15 protein-coding genes are annotated in these 17,563 nt (G+C 69.3%); 1 reads left to right on the plus strand and 14 read right to left on the minus strand.

Translation table 11 applies throughout. The features are described 5' to 3' along the window. Window positions 1-16: 16 nt before the first annotated feature. Complete coding sequence (gene ypfJ, locus GCU53_RS16755) at window positions 17-871, minus strand: KPN_02809 family neutral zinc metallopeptidase (protein ID WP_152388600.1); 855 nt, start codon at window positions 869-871, stop codon at window positions 17-19. Window positions 872-962: 91 nt separating this feature from the next. Beyond that, on the minus strand, window positions 963-1,397 hold the full coding sequence (locus tag GCU53_RS16760; protein ID WP_152388601.1) for a DUF411 domain-containing protein: 435 nt from the start codon (window positions 1,395-1,397) through the stop codon (window positions 963-965). A 182-nt stretch (window positions 1,398-1,579) separates the two neighbouring features. On the opposite strand from GCU53_RS16760, the gene GCU53_RS16765 reads away from it, so the two are divergent. After that, window positions 1,580-2,083 (plus strand): DUF4345 family protein, encoded by a 504-nt coding sequence (locus GCU53_RS16765; protein ID WP_152388602.1) that lies wholly within the window; start codon window positions 1,580-1,582, stop codon window positions 2,081-2,083. Between the two features lie 7 nt (window positions 2,084-2,090). Here GCU53_RS16765 and trmA read toward each other — a convergent pair whose 3' ends face one another. The 12 genes from trmA to yiaY all read right to left on the minus strand — a co-directional run bounded on the left by trmA (window position 2,091) and on the right by yiaY (window position 17,457). Then, the gene (gene trmA, locus GCU53_RS16770; protein WP_152388603.1) at window positions 2,091-3,179 is read right to left on the minus strand and encodes a tRNA (uridine(54)-C5)-methyltransferase TrmA; all 1,089 of its coding nucleotides are present in this window, start codon (window positions 3,177-3,179) and stop codon (window positions 2,091-2,093) included. A 141-nt stretch (window positions 3,180-3,320) separates the two neighbouring features. Beyond that, window positions 3,321-4,616: an NCS2 family permease gene (locus tag GCU53_RS16775; protein ID WP_152388604.1), complete on the minus strand. Its 1,296-nt coding sequence runs from the start codon at window positions 4,614-4,616 to the stop codon at window positions 3,321-3,323. Window positions 4,617-4,763: 147 nt separating this feature from the next. Further along, window positions 4,764-6,659 (minus strand): TonB-dependent receptor domain-containing protein, encoded by a 1,896-nt coding sequence (locus GCU53_RS16780; RefSeq protein ID WP_152388605.1) that lies wholly within the window; start codon window positions 6,657-6,659, stop codon window positions 4,764-4,766. 117 nt (window positions 6,660-6,776) lie between these two features. After that, window positions 6,777-8,678: a 1-deoxy-D-xylulose-5-phosphate synthase gene (dxs, locus tag GCU53_RS16785; RefSeq protein ID WP_152388606.1), complete on the minus strand. Its 1,902-nt coding sequence runs from the start codon at window positions 8,676-8,678 to the stop codon at window positions 6,777-6,779. Between the two features lie 114 nt (window positions 8,679-8,792). Beyond that, entirely contained in the window at window positions 8,793-9,680 is an 888-nt protein-coding gene (ispA, locus tag GCU53_RS16790) for a (2E,6E)-farnesyl diphosphate synthase (RefSeq protein ID WP_152388607.1), read from the minus strand. Next, entirely contained in the window at window positions 9,677-9,919 is a 243-nt protein-coding gene (locus GCU53_RS16795) for an exodeoxyribonuclease VII small subunit (RefSeq protein WP_152388608.1), read from the minus strand. Before GCU53_RS16795 ends, ispA begins: the two co-directional genes overlap by 4 nt. Window positions 9,920-10,027: 108 nt before the next feature. After that, window positions 10,028-12,427, minus strand: a complete 2,400-nt coding sequence (locus GCU53_RS16800; RefSeq protein ID WP_152388609.1) for a putative bifunctional diguanylate cyclase/phosphodiesterase — start codon at window positions 12,425-12,427, stop codon at window positions 10,028-10,030. After that, entirely contained in the window at window positions 12,421-13,350 is a 930-nt protein-coding gene (locus GCU53_RS16805) for an ABC transporter substrate-binding protein (RefSeq protein ID WP_152388610.1), read from the minus strand. Before GCU53_RS16805 ends, GCU53_RS16800 begins: the two co-directional genes overlap by 7 nt. 194 nt (window positions 13,351-13,544) lie before the next feature. Next, a complete protein-coding gene (gene ppa, locus GCU53_RS16810; protein ID WP_152388611.1) occupies window positions 13,545-14,072 on the minus strand; it encodes an inorganic diphosphatase in 528 nt (175 codons plus the stop codon). 76 nt (window positions 14,073-14,148) lie between these two features. Beyond that, entirely contained in the window at window positions 14,149-14,979 is an 831-nt protein-coding gene (locus tag GCU53_RS16815) for a M90 family metallopeptidase (RefSeq protein WP_152388612.1), read from the minus strand. A gap of 85 nt (window positions 14,980-15,064) precedes the next feature. Continuing rightward, on the minus strand, window positions 15,065-16,093 hold the full coding sequence (adhP, locus tag GCU53_RS16820; protein ID WP_152388613.1) for an alcohol dehydrogenase AdhP: 1,029 nt from the start codon (window positions 16,091-16,093) through the stop codon (window positions 15,065-15,067). Between the two features lie 215 nt (window positions 16,094-16,308). Continuing rightward, the gene (yiaY, locus tag GCU53_RS16825) at window positions 16,309-17,457 is read right to left on the minus strand and encodes an L-threonine dehydrogenase (protein WP_152388614.1); all 1,149 of its coding nucleotides are present in this window, start codon (window positions 17,455-17,457) and stop codon (window positions 16,309-16,311) included. Window positions 17,458-17,563 lie beyond the last annotated feature (106 nt).

Consider the following 17,563-nt stretch of genomic DNA (forward strand, 5'->3'; position numbering starts at 1 on the left):
CGGAGCGCCGTCCGGGTCACAACCTGCTGGCCTGGAAGGTGTCGCAGCGCCCGGCCTCGCCGCTCTCGAAGCCCATCCGGAACCAGCGCACCCGCTGCTCCGAGGTGCCGTGGGTGAAGGAGTCGGGCACCACCTGGCCTCGGCCGTGGCGTTGCAGGCGGTCGTCGCCGATAGCGTTGGCGGCGCTCAGGGCTTCCTCCAGATCGCCGGGCTCCAGCCAGTCCAGGCGCCGCTGGGCATGGTGGGCCCAGACCCCGGCCAGGCAGTCGGCCTGCAACTCCTGGCGCACCAGCAGGCCGCTGGCGCCTTCCAGGCGCTCGCCGCGCTGGCGGGCGGCGCTCACCCGGGAGGAGACGCCGAGCAGGGCCTGCACGTGATGGCCGATCTCGTGGGCGATCACGTAGGCCTGGGCGAAATCGCCGGAGGCGGCGAAGCGCCTGGCCAGCTCGTCGAAGAACGCCAGATCCAGGTAGACCCGCTGGTCGGCGGGGCAGTAGAAGGGGCCGACCGCCTGGCTGGCGAAGCCGCAGGCGGAGTTCACCCCCTGGCTGAACAGCACCAGGGCTGGGGCCCGGTACTCGCGCCCGGCCTGCTCGAACAGCGCTCGCCAGGTGTCCTCGGTGTCGCCGAGCACGGCGCGGACGAACTCGGCCTGTTCGTCGCCGGCGGGCGGTGCGCCGGCCTGCTGCGAGTCGACCGAGCTCTGGGTGGTCAGCTCGGTGAGGATCTGCCCCGGGTCCTGGCCCATCAACAGGCCGACGATCACCACCAGCGCAATGCCGCCGAGGCCGAGGCCCTTGCCGCCGATGTGCAGACCGCCGCCGCGTGCGTCCACCACGTTGTCGCTGCGTCGTGCCCGTTTCCAGCGCATGGCGGTGCTCCCCTGGCTTGAGCGATACCCCTCAGTCTAGGCGGCCACCTCCGGGACTGCGCGATGAATCTGCCGGCTGCGGCGCGCGGGTTCAGCGCGCCGGGTAGTCGGCGAGCACGCGTCGCTCGCCGCCGCGGGTGACGCCGATCACCTGGTAGGCCTCCTGGCGGTCGCCGATTTCCATGCCCGGCGAGCCGACCGGCATGCCCGGCACGGCGGCGCCGATCAGCTCCGGCTGGCGCCGCAGCCTGAGGATGTCGGCGGCCGGCACATGGCCTTCGACGAACTTGCCGTCGATCACCGCGGTATGGCAGGAGCCCAGGCTGTAGGGCACGCCCAGGCGGGACTTGACCGCGCCCATGTTCGCCTCGACATGGTCGTTGACGGCGAAGCCGTTGGCCTGCAGGTGCCGGACCCAGTCCTCGCAGCAGCCGCAGCCGGGATCGCGGTACACGTCGATGGCGACGGGCTCGGCGGCCTGGATGGCGCTGGTGAAGGCAAGGGCGAGCAGGACGAAACGGCGCATGGGAACCTCCGGCGGGTGCGGGCGTGCAGGATAGTCCTTCCCTCCCGTCAGCCCAAGCCCGCCGCGATGTCCGGCATGGCGAACGAATGGCGCCGGCGCGGGTCTGTTGTGGGTTGACGCATGGATGGCCAAATGCCGCCCGTCCCGGGCGAAGGGCCATCCCCCTGATGGAGAGAATCGACATGCTTTTCGCCCGAATCGTCCTGCTGATCCAGGTCGTGGTCATGGGCGGCGTGGGCCTGGCCTACTGGCTGCGCCCCTACGAAATGGCCAACCTGAACGGCATGCTGCTGATGGAGGCGGTCTCGGCGAGCAATACCCGGGTCTATTACGGCGGGCTGCAGCTGGGCCTGGCACTGTTCCTGCTCTGGTCGATCCGCCGTCCGGAGCGGCTGCGCAGTGCCCTGGTGCTGCTGATCATGATGCAGGCGGCGCTGGTGCTGGCGCGTCTGGGCTCGCTCTGGCTGGACGGCGGCAGCCTGCACAGCCTGGGCCTTGGCGCGCTGGCCTACAAGGTCGGCAGCGCGCTGCTGGCACTGCTCGCCCTGTACCGGTTGAAGCCCGAGGCGGCGGCAGCGCCGCCGCTGCCGGTCACGCCGCTGCCGGGGGCCTTCGACGACGACTTCGACGGCTTGCAGCGCCGCCGGGAGCCGTTGCTCGGCCGGCCCGGCAAGGTACGGCACTGAGCGCCGCTCAGCGCCGCTCCAGCAGCACCCCCGACTCCATGTGATGGGTGTAGGGGAACTGGTCGAACAGTGCGCAGCGCACGATGCGGTGGCTGTCGTGGAGCTGGGCGATGTTCGCCGCCAGGGTCTCCGGGTTGCAGGAGATGTAGAGGATGCGCTCGAAGCGCCGGGTCAGCTCGCAGGTATCCGGGTCCATGCCGGCGCGCGGCGGGTCGACGAACACGCTGCCGAAGGCGTAGCCCTTCAGGTCGATGCCGGCCAGCCGGCGGAACGGCCGCACCTCGTTGAGCGCCTGGGTCAGCTCCTCGGCGGACAGGCGCACCAGGGTCACGTTGTCCACGCCGTTGCCTTCCAGGTTGGCCAGTGCGGCGCTCACCGAGGTCTTGCTGATCTCGGTGGCCAGCACCCGGCGCACGCGGGTCGCCAGCGGCAGGGTGAAGTTGCCGTTGCCGCAGTACAGCTCCAGCAGGTCGTCGTCGCGCGCGCCGAGCGCCTCGAAGGCCCAGTTCAGCATCTTCTGGCAGACCACGCCGTTGGGCTGGGTGAAGGCGCCCTCCGGCTGGCGGTAGCGGAAGCGCCGCCCGGCCACCGTCAATTCCTCTTCCACGTAGTCGCGGCCGACGACGATGCGCTGGCCCCGCGAGCGGCCGACGATGCTCACCCCCAGCTCCGCGGCGAGCTGCTCGGCGGCGGTCTGCCAGAAGGCGTCCAGCGAGCGGTGGTAGCACAGGGTGATCAGCGCATCGCCGGCCAGGGTGGTGAGGAACTCCACCTGGAACAGCTTGAAGGCGAGCGCCGCGCTGTTCTGCCAGGCGGCCTTCAGGCGCGGCATCAGCCGGTTGATGCGCTCGCCGGCAATGGGGAAGTCGTCGAGAAGGATGGGCTGGCGCTTGTCGACGGGGTCGAACATCGCGTAGTAGCGCTCCTCGCCCTCGCGCCACAGGCGGAACTCGGCGCGCAGGCGGTAGTGCTCGCGGGGCGAGTCGAACACCGCAGGCTCCGGCGCGGCGAAGGGCGCCAGCAGTTCGGCCAGGCGCGCCTTCTTTTCGGCCAATTGGGCGTCGTAGTGCGAGGGATCGAAGTGCGGAAGGCTCATGGGAGTACTCGTGGGTTGCAGAGACGGATGGGTGCCGGATGGCACCGGCCGGTTCTCAGGGGGCTGCGGTAGGGGGGATGGCCAACCCGCGGGTAGCCGGCATCGACTCGGCAGGCGCGTCCAATCCGTTCGGAGTATGACTCATGCGTTGAACCAGCCCAGCTTGACCGCGAACAGCCCGGCGAGGATCAACAGTGCCGGGTTCAGCTCGTGGCGACGGCCGGCAAGCAGCTTGATCGCACTCCAGGCGATGAAGCCGAAGGCGATGCCGTTGGCGATCGAGTAGGTCAGCGGCATGGCCAGGGCGGTGATCAGCACCGGCGCGGCGGTGGTCAGGTCGCTCCAGTCGAGCTCGGCGAGGGCGGAGACCATCAGCACGGCGACGAACAGCAGCGCCGGTGCGGTGGCGAAGGCCGGGATGCTGGCGGCCAGCGGGGCGAAGAACAGGCTGAGCAGGAACAGCAGGGCGACCGTGCAGGCGGTCAGCCCGGTGCGCCCGCCGGCGCTCACCCCGGCGGCGGACTCGATGTAGCTGGTGGTGGTCGAGGTGCCGAGCAGCGAACCGCCCAGCGCGGCGGCGCTGTCGGCGATCAGCGCACGGCCCATCTTCGGCAGGCGGCCGTCCGGAGCCATCAGCCCGGCGCGGCGGGCCACGGCGATCAGGGTGCCGGAATTGTCGAACACGTCGACGAAGAGAAAGGCGAAGACCACGCTGGCCAGGCCGATCTCCAGGGCGCCGGCGATATCCAGCTGGAGCAGGGTCGGCGCCAGCGACGGCGGCAGCGCCAGCACCCCGGCGAAGGGCGTGACGCCGAGGCCGACGGCGACCAGGGTCACGGCGAGGATGCCGAGCAGCACCGCGCCGGGCACCCGCCGCGCCTCCAGGGTGACGATCAGCAGAAAGCCCAGCGTGGCGAGGAGCGGCGGGGCCTGGGTCAGGTCGCCGAGGGTCAGCAGGGTCACCGGATGGGCGACGACGACGCCCGCGTTCTGCAGGGCGATCAGCGCGAGGAACAGGCCGATGCCGGCACCGATGGCGAGGCGCAGCGGCAGCGGGATGCTGTCGATGATCCACTCGCGGATGCGCAGCACCGAGATCAGCAGGAACAGGCAGGCGGAGAGGAACACTGCACCGAGCCCCACCTGCCAGCTGTGGCCCATCTGCAGCACCACGGTGTAGGTGAAGAAGGCGTTGAGGCCCATGCCGGGGGCCAGTGCGATGGGGTAGTTGGCGATCAGCCCCATCAGCGCCGAGCCGATCGCCGCGGCCAGTGCCGTGGCGACGAACACCGCGCCCTTGTCCATGCCCGTCTCGCCGAGGATGCTCGGATTGACGAAGAGGATGTAGGCCATGGTCAGGAAGGTGGTCAGGCCGGCCAGCAGCTCGATGCGTACCGTGGTGCCGTGCGCTTCGAGTCGAAACAGCTTCTCCAGCATGCGGATCTCCGTCGGTGCCCCCGGTGCGGGGAAAGGCAGGGCAGAGCGCGCCACGCCGCGCAAAAAGGCTGCGGATGATAGCAGCTCGACGGAGCGGCGAAAATTTGCCGCAGCAATGCGGCTCGCGGAGAGTAGCGTTGACAAGCCCTATGGCGACCAGGTCAGCGAGAGCAGGGCGCTGCGGCCTTCCTGTTGGTACTCGTGCAGGCCGACGCTGGTGTAGAAGGGCGTGTTGGGGCGGCTGTAGAGCACCTGCGAATATTCCTTGTCCAGCAGGTTGTCGATCTTGACCTGCCACTGCAACGCGCCGGTCATCTGCCAGCTGCCGCGCAGGCCGAGCAGGGCGTATCCCGGTATCTCGTGCTCGTTGCCTTCGTCTTCGTAGCGGCTGGACACCGCCTGCCAGCCGAGGCCGGCGGAAAAGGCGCCGAATCGGCGGTCGAGATCCAGGCTCAGGTTGCGCCTGGCCCGGCGCGGCAGGGTGTGGCCGCTGTCGCGGTCGCGCGGGTCGACCAGGCTGGCGGCCAGTGCGGTCTGCCAGCCGAGGACGGTACGCGACAGGGCCAGCTCCAGCCCCTGCAGGCGCGCCCGGTCGATGTTCTCCGGATGGCTGGAGAAGCTGCCCGCCCGGCTGGTCTCGACGATCAGGTCGGCCACTTCGGTGCGGTAGGCGGACAGACTCCAGTGGGTTTTGCGGCGCTCGCCGCGCAGCTGGATCTCGTAGCTCTTCGAGCGTTCCGGCTCGAGCTCGGGATTACCGCCGTGGAGCGGGGTGGGCGGAAAGTAGAGTTCACTGAAGCTCGGCGCATGGAAGCCCTCGGCGTAGCTCAGGACCAGCTCGGTGGCGTGCGCCACGTCCAGGGTCAGCGCCGCGCTCCAGCTTTCCTCACTGCCGAAGCGCTGGTTGTCGTCGTGGCGCAGGCCGACTTCGGCGCCGAAGCCATCGCCCCGGTAGCTGTGGCGGACGAAGGCCGCACGGTTCCAGCGCCGGCTTTCGTCGTAGTCGAGCTCGCTGTGCAGGCGCTCCTCGTACCACTCGGCGCCGAGCAGCAGCTGCCGGCGCGCGTCGAGCCGCAGGGTGTTGAACCAGGCCAGCGAATCCCGGTAGGTGTCGAAGCTGTAGTTGTTGATGGCGTTGTAATCGTCGCGGTTCTCGATCCGGTTCTCGAAGTGACCGACTTCGATGCGGCTGGTCCAGGCATCGCTGGGGCGGGCCTCGAGATGGGCGGCGAGGCTGCTGACGCTGAAGCGCTCATGGAGGTCACCGGGCCTGAAGCTATAGACGTCGTCCAGTTCGCTCTCACCGCGCTGGTCGAGCAGGTTCAGACCGGCCTGCAAGCTGTCGGTGAAGCGATGCTCGAGGGTCAGGCCGAGGGCGCGGCGGCGGAAGCCATCATGGTCGGCATCGCGTCCGCGGTCGTCGGAGCTGCGGTCGAAGCCCTGGCTCTCCACCTGGCTGACGCCGAGGTCGAAGCGGGTCTGTCCGTCGCCGCCGGACAGGCCCAACTCGCGCTCGAAGGTGCCCCGGTTGCCGACCGCCAGACGCAGGCGCGGCTGCAGGCCGGCCTCACCGCGGCGGGTGGTGATCCGGATCAGCCCGCCGATGGCATCGGCGCCGTACTGGCTGGCCAGGGGACCGCGGATCACCTCGATGCGCTCGATGCGTCCGGGGTCGAGGAGTTCCAGGCGGGCCAGGCCGGTGGCGGCAGCACTGACACGCACCCCGTCGACCAGCACCAGGGTCTGGCCGGGATTGGCGCCGCGGATGAAGGCGCCGCTCAGCGCGCCGCGCCCGCCGGCCTGGGCCATGACCACGCCGGGCACCCGGTTCAGCAGCTCCGACACGCTCTGCACCTGCAGGCGTTCGATGTCGCCGCGGGTGAATACCGTGGCGGCGGCGCTCGTCGGCTCGCTGGGCGACTGCCGGGAGCTGATTACCTGGGCCGGCAGCCGGTAGGCCTGTGGGGCGTCGCTCGAGTCGGCGGCGAGGAGAGGGCCGGGCAGCAGCAGGAGCATGGCCGGGACAAGACGGGCCAGGCTCATGAGGGGGGCTTTTCCGCACGGCGCTGGCTTGCGGACTGGCGCTAGGCCGGGCTGCCGGAAGGCCGGCAGTCCGGGGATGGGCAAGGACATGGGGGCGATCCGTCGCGTCTGATCGGTTCAGCGCAGCAGGGCCAGGCGCCGGCGTATCGAGGCTTCGATGCCGACGGCGTCGAGGCCACATTCGGCGAGCATCTCGGCGGGTCTGGCGTGCTCCACGTAGTAGTCCGGCAGGCCCAGGTGGAGGATCGGCTTGGCGATGCCGATGCTGGCGAGGAATTCCGCCACCGCGCTGCCGGCGCCGCCCATGATGCTGTTCTCCTCAACGGTCACCAGCAGCTCGTGGCCGGCCGCCAGCTCGCGCACCAAGTCCTCGTCCAGCGGCTTGACGAAGCGCATGTCGGCCACCGTGGCGTTCAGCGTCTCGGCCACCTGCAGCGCCTCGGCCAACTGCACGCCGAACACCAGCAGGGCGACCCGCGGGCCGTCGGCCTTCCCGCCCTGGCGGCGCAGCACGCCCTTGCCGATCGACAAGGGCTCCAGGCCCGGCTCGATGGTCGCGTTCGGCCCGCTGCCGCGCGGGTAGCGTACCGCCGCCGGGCCTTCGAACAGGTAGCCGGTGGTGAGCATCCGGCGCAGCTCGTTCTCGTCGCTGGGGGTCATCACCAGCATGCCGGGGATGCAGCGCAGGTAGGAGAGATCGAAGCTGCCGGCGTGGGTCGGACCGTCCTCGCCGACCAGGCCGGCGCGGTCGATGGCGAACAGCACGTCGAGGTTCTGCACCGCGACGTCATGGATCAACTGGTCGTAGGCGCGCTGCAGGAAGGTCGAGTAGATCGCCACCACCGGTTTGATGCCGTCGCAGGCCATGCCGGCGGCGAGGGTCACGGCGTGCTGCTCGGCGATGGCCACGTCGAAGTAGCGGTCCGGGAAGCGCTGGCTGAAGGCCACTAGGTCGGAGCCTTCCTTCATCGCCGGGGTGATGCCGGTCAGGCGCGGGTCGGCGGCGGCCATGTCGCACAGCCAGCGGCCGAAGACGCTGGAGTATTTCGGGCCCTTGGGCTTCTTCGGTTCGCTGCCTTCCGGCTCCAGCTTGGTGATCGCGTGGTAGCCGATGGGGTCGGCCTCGGCCGGGGCGAAGCCCTTGCCCTTCTTGGTCACCACGTGGAGGAACTGCGGTCCCTTGAGGTCGCGCATGTTGCGCAGGGTGGCAACGAGGGTCGGCAGGTCGTGGCCGTCGATCGGGCCGATGTAGTTCCAGCCGAGCTCCTCGAAGAGGGTGCCGGGCACCAGCATGCCCTTGGCGTATTCCTCGGTGCGCCGGGCGATCTCCCAGGCGCCGGGCAGGCGCGAGAGGATGTTCTTGCTGCCTTCGCGCATGCTTGCATAGGTGCGGCTGGAGAGGATCTTGGCCAGGTAGTTGGACAGCCCGCCGACGTTCTTGGAGATCGACATGTCGTTGTCGTTGAGCACCACCAGCATGTCGGCCTGCACGTCCGAGGCGTGGTTGAGCGCCTCGAAGGCCATCCCGGCGGTCAGCGCGCCGTCGCCGATCACGGCGATGCACTTGCGCTGCTCGCCCTTCATCCGCGCCGCGATGGCCATGCCCAGCGCGGCGCCGATGGAGGTGCTGGAGTGGCCGACGCCGAAGGTGTCGTAGGGGCTTTCCGAGCGGCGCGGGAAGGCGGCGATGCCGTCCTTCTGGCGCAGCGTGAGCATGCGTTCGCGGCGTCCGGTGAGGATCTTGTGCGGATAGGCCTGGTGGCCGACATCCCACACCAGACGGTCTTCGGGGGTGTTGAAGACGTAGTGCAGGGCGATGGTCAGCTCGATCACGCCGAGCCCGGCACCGAAGTGCCCGCCGGTCTGCCCGACGGTGTAGAGCAGCTCCTGGCGCAGTTCGTTGGCCAGCACTTCGAGCTCCGCCTCGCCGAGCTGGCGCAGCCGGTCCGGCGTCGCGGCGCGGTCCAGCAGGGGGGTGGCGGGGCGCTCGCGGGGAATCTCGTGGAACGTCTTGGGCATCGGGGGATCGTTACTGGAGATAAAAAGAGGCGGTATTTTACCCGATCGTGACGGCGTCTAGAAATTCGTCGGCGCGGCCCGGGCTGCGCCGATGGTCGCAGGCCACGGCGCCGCTCAGTGGCGCCGCTCGACGATGTAGCGGGCGAGCGCGCGCAAGGGATCGGCCCCGGCATCGAAGCCTTCGAGAGCGGCCTGGGCCTGGTCGCGCAGGGCCAGGGCATAGGCCTTGGCGGCGTCGAGGCCGAGCAGCGCGGGGTAGGTGGGCTTGTCGTTGGCCTGGTCCTTGCCTTGGGTCTTGCCGAGGGTAACGGTGTCGCTTTCCACGTCGAGGATGTCGTCCTGGACCTGGAAGGCCAGGCCGATGGCCCGGGCGTAGTCGGCGAGCGCGGCCAGGCTGGCTGCGTCGGCCCGGCCGCTGGCCAGGGCGCCGAGGCGCACGCTGGCCTCGATCAGCGCGCCGGTCTTGTGCCGGTGCATGGTTTCCAAGGCGTTCCGGTCGAGCGCCCGGCCGACCGCCTCGAGGTCGATGGCCTGGCCGCCGACCATGCCGGCCGGGCCGGCGGCCCAGGCCAGGGTGCGCGACATTTCCAGGCGCAGTGCGGCGTCCTGGGGATTGCGCCGGGCATCGGCGAGCACCTCGAAGGCCAGCGCCTGCAGGCCGTCGCCGGCGAGGATGGCGCAGGCTTCGTCGAAGGCCCTGTGGGTGGTCGGCTGGCCGCGGCGCAGGTCGTCGTCGTCCATCGCCGGCAGGTCGTCGTGGACCAGCGAATAGGCATGGATCAGCTCCACCGCGCAGGCGGCGCCCTCGGCCCGCTCCGGCGTGCCGCCGAGGGACTCGCAGGCGGCGTAGACGAGGAGCGGGCGGACCCGCTTGCCGCCGTTGACGACGCTGTAGCGCATCGCCCGGTAGAGCCGCTGCAGTTCGGCGCGCGGTGGCTGCAGGAGGGTTTCCAGGGCGGCGTCGACGCGAGCCTGGCACTGCTTCTGGTAGGTCGCGATCATGCTTGGCTGTCCGCGTCGAAGGGGACCTGTTCGAGGGTATCGCCGCGCTCCAGGAGGATCTGCACCTTCTGCTCGGCCTGGCTCAGCGCCGCCTGGCAGTCGCGGGTCAGACGGACGCCCTGCTCGAAGCAGGCCAGGGAGTCCTCCAGCGACAGTTCGCCGCCCTCCAGGCGCTCGACCAGTTGCTGCAGTTCGGCGAGGGATTTTTCGAAATCGACGGCGGCTTTCTTGCGGGCCATGGACGGGAACCTGTGTCGGCGGCACTTCTGAAAATCGCCGCGACACTAGCAGAGCCGGGGCAGGGCGGCAAACGCTAAAGCCGGTGCCCGGGCGAATGCTCTGCCGGTTCAGTGGCCCTGGGGCTGCAGGCCGGACGGCGACTCCTGGCTCCAGGTGCGCTCGATGTCGGCGGCCGACTGCGGGCGGCAGTAATGGTAGCCCTGCAGGCTGGGACAGCCGTTGAAGCGCAGGAAGGCGGCCTGCCGTTCGTTGCTCACCCCTTCGGCCACCACGTGCAGGCCCAGATGCCGGGCCATGGTCAGGATGCCGCGCACCAGGGCCACCGAGTGCTCGCTATCCGGGAGGCCGGCGACGAACTGGCGGTCGATCTTGATGCCGTCGAAGGGGAACTGCTGCAGGTAGGTCAGCGAGGCATAGCCGGTGCCGAAGTCGTCCAGCAGCAGCGGCATGCCGACGGCCTTGAGGCGGGCCAGAGTCTTCTGGACCTCGTCGCCGGCATCGAGCAGGGCGCTCTCGGTGATTTCCAGTTCGAGCGATCCGGCTGGGGGCTGCTCCTCCTCGAGGATGGCCAGCAGGCTGCCGGCCAGGTCGGCCTGGCGGAAGTCCAGCGGCGACAGGTTGACCGCGATGCGCAGCGCGTGGCCCTGCTCGGCCCAGCGGCGCGCCTGGCGGCAGGCCTCGCGGAACACCCAGCGGGTGGCCTCGATGATCATGCCGCTTTCCTCCAGCACCGGAATGAATTCGCCGGGCAGCACCAGTCCACGGGTCGGCGAGTGCCAGCGCAGCAGGGCTTCCATGACCTGAGGACGGCCCTGGTCGTCGACCTGGGCCTGGTAGTGCAGGACGAACTCCTGCTGGTCCAGGGCGCGGCGCAGTTCGTGCTCCAGCTGCAGGCGGCGCTCGGCGGCCTCGCCGAGCGGGCGGCTGTAGATGGCCAGGCGGTTGCGGCCGGCATCCTTGGCGGCATAGAGGGCCAGGTCGGCCTGCTTGAGCAGGTCGGTGGCGTCGCCCTGGCCGTCGCAGCCGGCGATGCCGATGCTGGGCGTGACGAAGCATTCGTACTGGCCGACCTGCAGCGGGGCCTTGAAGCCCCGCAGCAGAGCCTCGGCCAGCTCGCGGGCCTGCTCCGCCGTGCGCTTTTCCAGCAGCAGGAGGAATTCGTCGCCACCGGAGCGGGCCACCAGGGCCTGCTCGGGAACCAGGCGAGCCAGGCGCCGGGCGATTTCCACCAGCAGGCGGTCGCCGACCTCGTGGCCGAGGGTGTCGTTGATCCGCTTGAAGTGGTCGATGTCGAGGAACAGCAGGCTCAGCGGCGTCCGGGCGGCCAGCAGCTGCTCCAGGCGCTGGACCAGGCAGTGACGGTTGGCCAGGTGGGTCAGCGGGTCGAAATGGGCGAGGAAGCGCAGGCGCTGCTCGGCCTGCAGGCGCGCGCTGATGTCGCGCAGCAGGAGCAGATAGTGCCGGGTGCCGTCGCGCATGAAGGGCGTCCAGGTGACCTCCAGCGGCAGCTCCCGCCCCTGGCGCAGGCCGGTCAGCTCGACCGGCGTGTTGGCCGGCGTGCGCAGCAGGCGCCTGAGGGAGTCGCCTTTCAGCAGATGATCGCGCGGGCGCTTGCCCGGCAGGTCTGCCGGAGCACAGCCGAACAGCGCCGCCGCTGCCGGGTTGGCCTGCTCGATGCACAACCCGCTGCCGACCACCAGCATGCCCACCGGCGAGCTGTCGAACAGCTCGCGCATCAGTTGCTCGCTGTCCTGCAGGGCCTGCTGGCGCTCGTGCAGCTGGCTCATCATCTGGCTGAAGGTGCCGGCCAACTGGCCGATCTCGTCATGGCCCTCGACCGCCGCCGGCTGCGGTTCCTGATCGGCGGCGAAGCGCCGGGCCGCCCGGTCGATGCGCGCCAGGCGCCGGGTGATCAGGCTGTGGTAGAGGCGGTTGAGAAGCACGCCGAGCAGCAACAGCAGCACGAGGATCTGGCCGAGGTAGAGCCAGGCCTCGAAACGGGTCCGGTCGAGCAGCGGGTTGAAATCCAGATCGACCAGCAGCGCCTTGCCGCTTTCCTCGCTGCGTTGGAGGGTCTGGCCGAGGGGGAGAACGGCCAGGTAGCGCCTGCCGGCCTGCTCCAGCCAGGCGGGATGCCCGCTGGCCATCTGGGCCTGCACCTGCTCGGCGGAGATGCCGAGGTGCCGGGGGGCGAGACCCAGACGGGTGGTCGCCAGCACGCGCAGCTGCGGATCGGCCACCATGGCCCAGCGGATTCCCTGCAGGCTGGCGAAGTCGGCCAGCGCGGTTTCCAGTTCGGCTTGGCGGCCGTGGCGCAGGTGGTCGCTCAGGGTGCTCTGCAGCAGCACGAGCAACTGGTTGGTGTGGCTGCGCCAGGCGTGCAGCTCCTTGTCGATGGTGCGCGGCAGGTACAGGGTGGTCAGCAGCAGGGTGAAGATCAGGGCGAAGAAGCCGAGCACCAGCGGCAGGGATTTGCGCAGGGACAGCCGGGCGAGGCGGGTCAGCATCCGTAGCCCCTGCAGCTGGCGAGCAGCTCTCTTGGCCTGCTCGGGAGGGGCAGCAGACGATTTTCGACCATGTAGTGGTTCAGGCGCTCAAGGCTGTCCAGCAGGCGGCCGTCCTTGAGCATCTGCCGGTTGAGGCCGGCATCGGCCAGCACCAGTCCGGCGAGGCTGTCCTGCAGGCCCTGTGCGTTCAGCCCCAGGCGCTGCGGCAGCTGCGTGCCCGCGCATTCGGGGGATTGCTGCCAGATGTGCAGGGCCTCGTACCACAGCGACTTCAGGCGCTTGCGCTGTCCGGCATCGATGCGCCGGCGATCGACTACCAGCACGTCGACGATCTCGCCGGGCAGCTCGCGGCTGTCGAAGATGCGCCGGGCGCCGAGCGCCGCCAGCGCCGGCTCCAGGGAGGCGAAACTGACCAGCGCATCGACGCGGTTCTCGCCCAGGGCGGCGACCTGTTCGTGAACCGGCAGTTCGACGACGGTCAACGCGTCGGCCTGCAGGCCGGCCCGGTCGAGGATGCGCGACAGGAAGAAGGCCCCGAGGGCGCCGCTTTCCACCCCGACGCGCCGTCCCCGGAGGTCGGCGGGCCGCAGGATCGGCGGGCGGGCATAGAGCGCGTCGGCACCGGCCGAGAGGTCGGCGACCAGCAGGACTTCCAGGTCCAGGCCGCTGCTCTGCAGCGTCAGGGTTTCGTCCAGGGTGAGCAGGGCGCCATCCAGCAGGCCGTTGCGGAAGGCGCGCAGCACGCCGCTGGTGTTGGGGTATTCGACCAGCCGCAGGCCGGCCGGCTCCAGCCACTGCAGTTCGGCGGCCAGATACAGCGGGGCATAGCCGGGCCAGCGGTTGCTGCCGATGCGGAGCGTGTCCGGCTCCATCTTGCAGGCCAGCAGGGTCAGGGGTATCAGTGCCAACAGGAGGATGCGCATCCTGCCACTCCAACCAGGGAAGCGACACGTTAGCGAATGTGGATGGCAGCGTGAATCGCGGCATTCAAAAAAGTTGTCTGGATTCAAGAAATGATTGTCAGGCGGAAACCAGCATGCTTGGCGGATTCTGCTCGGCGTGCGGTTGTGAAAATAAAAAAGCCGGCTTGTGGCCGGCTTTTCCAAGGAAGCTTGGCTTACTTCTGGTAAGCGGCGACTGCCTTGAGGATTTCAGCGCGGGCCGCTTCGGCGTTGCCCCAGCTCTCGACTTTCACCCACTTGCCCTTTTCGAGGTCCTTGTAGTTCTCGAAGAAGTGCTTGATCTGCTCCAGCAGCAGCGCCGGCAGGTCGGTGTATTCCTTCACGTCCTGGTAGAGGACGGTCAGCTTGTCGTGCGGCACGGCGATCAGCTTGGCGTCGCCGCCGCCTTCGTCGGTCATGTGCAGCACGCCGACCGGACGGGCGCGGATCACCGAGCCGGGGGCGACCGGGTAGGGGGTCACCACCAGCACGTCCAGCGGGTCGCCGTCGTCGGCCAGGGTGTTGGGGATGTAGCCGTAGTTGGCCGGGTAGAACATCGGAGTCGCCATGAAGCGGTCGACGAACAGGCAGTCGCTGTCCTTGTCGATCTCGTACTTGATCGGCGCATGGTTGGCCGGGATCTCGATGGCGACGTAGATGTCGTTCGGCAGGTCCTTGCCGGCCGGGATCTTGCTGTAGCTCATGGACTGACTCTCAAGGGAAGGCCAAAAAGTGGCGGAATTATAGGTAGATTCCCGGGCGGTTGCCAGGACGGCCGGCTCAAGCCTTGCTCACAGGCTGGGCTTCCACGCGGTACTGCGGGTCTTCGACCTGCAGGCGGCGCAATCGTGCCAGCGGGTCCTGGCGATAGAAGGCCATCAATTGGTCGTAGACCGCCGGATAGGCCTCGACGAGCAGGTCGGGGGCGCTGAAGAAGTATTCGCTGGTCACCGCGAAGAACTCCGCCGGGTTCTCGGCGGCATAGGGGTCGATCGGCGTCTCGGCGTCGGGGTCGGCCTCCAGACGGGCGTCGAGGTCGTCGTAGGCGGCCTGCAGGGCGGCAGCCCAGTCCTGCACGCGCATGTCGGCGTGCAGCGGCGGCAGGCCGTTGGCGTCGCCGTTGAGCATGTCCAGCTTGTGCGCCAGCTCGTGGATCGCCAGGTTGTAGCCGTCCCACTCGCCGCTGGCCGCGACACCTGGCCAGGCGAGGATCACCGGTCCCTGGTGCCAGGCCTCGCCGCTGCGTTCGTCATCCCACTCGTGGACCACGCCGGCGGCGTCGCGATGCTTCTGCGGGCTGAGGAAGTCGTCGGGGTACAGCACCAGCTCGTGGAAGCCCCCGTACCAGTCCAGTTCCGGCAGGTTGAGCAGTGGCAGTTCGGCCTGGGCGGCCAAGCGCAGGCGGGCGAAGGCGTCCAGCTCGACCCCCGGCAGCGCGGTGAGCCGCTTGGCGTGCAGAAAGAGCACGCAGCGCTCGCGCAGCCGCTCGGTTTCCTCGGCGCTCAGGCCGTCGAGGATCGGCAGGCTGTCCAGGACCTGGCGCCAGAGGTCGGGATCGACCGGAGAGCGGGCGAGGATGCGCCGGCGGCGCCAGGCGCTGAGGGACCACATCGGCAGGGCTCCAGAATACGGAGGAGCCACCTTAAGGGCGCCGCGGGCGGCGGGCAAGGCCTGCGCCGCCGGGTGCAGGCCGGGTTCAGGCGGCGAGGTCGAGGACGATGCGCCCCTCGATCTGCCCCTTGTGCATGCGCGCGAAGATGTCGTTGATGTTCTCCAGCGGCTCGCTGGCGACCGTGGCCCGGACCTTGCCCTGGCCGGCGAAGTCCAGCGCTTCCTGCAGGTCCAGACGGGTGCCGACGATGGAGCCGCGCACCGTGGTGCCGTTGAGCACCATGTCGAAGATCGACAGGCTGAACTCGCCGGGCGGCAGGCCGTTGAGGACCAGGGTGCCGCCACGGCGGGTCATGCCCAGGGCCTGGGAGAAGGCCTTCGGCGAGACGGCGGTGACCAGTACGCCGTGCATGCCGCCGACCTCCTGGCAGAGGAAGGCCGCCGCATCCTGCTGGAGGGCGTTGACGGTGAGGGTGGCGCCGAGCCGCCGGGCCAGCTCCAGCTTGGCGTCGTCCACGTCCACGGCGGCGACGTTGAGGCCCATGGCCCTGGCGTACTGCACGGCCATGTGGCCGAGGCCGCCGATGCCGGAGATCGCCACCCACTGGCCGGGACGGGTGTCGGTCATCTTCAGGCCCTTGTAGACGGTCACCCCGGCGCAGAGGATGGGCGCGATCTCGACGAAGTCGGCGTTGTCAGGCAGATGGCCGACGTACTCGGCATCGGCCAGGGCGTATTCGGCGAAGCCGCCGTTCACCGAGTAACCGGTATTGGTCTGCGACAGGCAGAGGGTTTCCCAGCCGCCCAGGCAGTGTTCGCAGTGGCCGCAGCTGGAGTGCAGCCAGGGAATGCCGACCCGGTCGCCTTCCTTGATGTGGCTGACGCCGGCGCCCACGGCGACCACCTGGCCCACGCCTTCGTGGCCGGGAATGAAGGGGGGATTGGGTTTGACCGGCCAGTCGCCTTCGGCGGCGTGCAGGTCGGTGTGGCAGACGCCGCAGGCGGCGATCTTCACCAGCAGTTGTCCGGGGCCGGGCGTGGGCACCGGTACTTCGCGAATCTCCAGCGGCTTGCCGAACGCGGCGACAACGGCCGCTTTCATCGTCTTGGCCATGATGGTGGCCCTCGTGGAGCGGATGGATGACTCAATCAGTAAATGCCCGATCGGGTCGGCTCGCCAGGGCAGGGGACGAGGGGCGAAGAAAAGCGAAAAAGTTGCTCCCCGCCACCAGAGGGGTAGGTCATGGCGGGGAGCACAGTGACGGTGAAGCCGGGAACGGGAGTCCGGGCCGGCCGGAGCGGGGCAGCCGGCCCGGGCGATCCGCCGCCTTACAAGGCGCTGCGGAAGATTTCCTCGATCTGCTGCTGGTCGGCCGGGCGCGGGTTGGTCAGGCCGCAGGCGTCCTTCAGGGCGTTGGCGGCGAGGACCGGGATGTCGTCGGCCTTGGCGCCCAGCTCGGCGAGGCCGCCCGGGATGCCGATGTCCTTGGACAGGGTGCGGATCGCCGCGAGGGCGGCCTGGGCGCCCTGCTCGGCGCTCATGCCCTGGACGTCGACGCCCATGGACTTGGCGACGTCGCGCAGGCGATCCGGACAGACGCTGGCGTTGAAGCTTTCCACATGCGGCAGCAGGACCGCGTTGCAGACGCCGTGGGGCAGATCGTAGAAGCCGCCGAGCTGGTGCGCCATGGCATGCACGTAGCCCAGCGAGGCGTTGTTGAAGGCCATGCCGGCGAGGAACTGGGCGTAGGCCATGTTCTCGCGGGCGGTCATGTCGCCGCCGTTGGCCACGGCGTTGCGCAGGTTGGCGGAGATCAGCTCGACGGCCTTCAGGGCGCAGGCGTCGGTGATCGGGGTGGCGGCGGTGGAGACGTAGGCCTCGACCGCATGGGTCAGCGCGTCCATGCCGGTGGCGGCGGTCAGGCCCTTGGGCATGGCGGCCATCAGCGAGGGGTCGTTGACCGACAGCAGCGGGGTGACATTGCGGTCGACGATGGCCATTTTCACGTGGCGGGTCTCGTCGGTGATGATGCAGAAGCGGGTCATCTCGCTGGCGGTGCCGGCGGTGGTGTTGATGGCGACCAGCGGCAGCTGCGGACGGGCCGAGCGGTCGACGCCCTCGTACTCGCTGATGTGCCCGCCGTTGGCGGCGCACAGGGCGATGCCCTTGGCGCAGTCGTGGGGCGAGCCGCCGCCCAGGGAGATGACGAAGTCGCAGCCGCTGCTCTTGAGCAGGGTCAGACCGTTTTCGACGTTGCTGACGGTGGGGTTCGGCTTGGCACCGTCGTAGAGGACGGAAGCGATATCCTGCTGGGCCAGCAACTGGGAAACCCTGTCGGCCACGCCGGCTTTCGCCAAGCCGGCATCGGTGACGATCAGCGCCTTGCGAAAGCCGTGGTTCTTGATCGCGCCCATGGCCTCATCGAGGCTGCCGATGCCCATCATGTTCACTGCAGGGATGAAGAAGGTGCTGCTCATGAGGATTTCCTCTCTGTTGTTGTCTTGTTTTTAAGGCGACCTTGCACACCAGGCGGCCGCGCCGGACCGTCCCGATGCCCGCGCGGGTCGCGCACGCGGGCACTGG

It is taken from the genome of Azotobacter salinestris, assembly GCF_009363155.1.
Lineage (GTDB): Bacteria > Pseudomonadota > Gammaproteobacteria > Pseudomonadales > Pseudomonadaceae > Azotobacter > Azotobacter salinestris.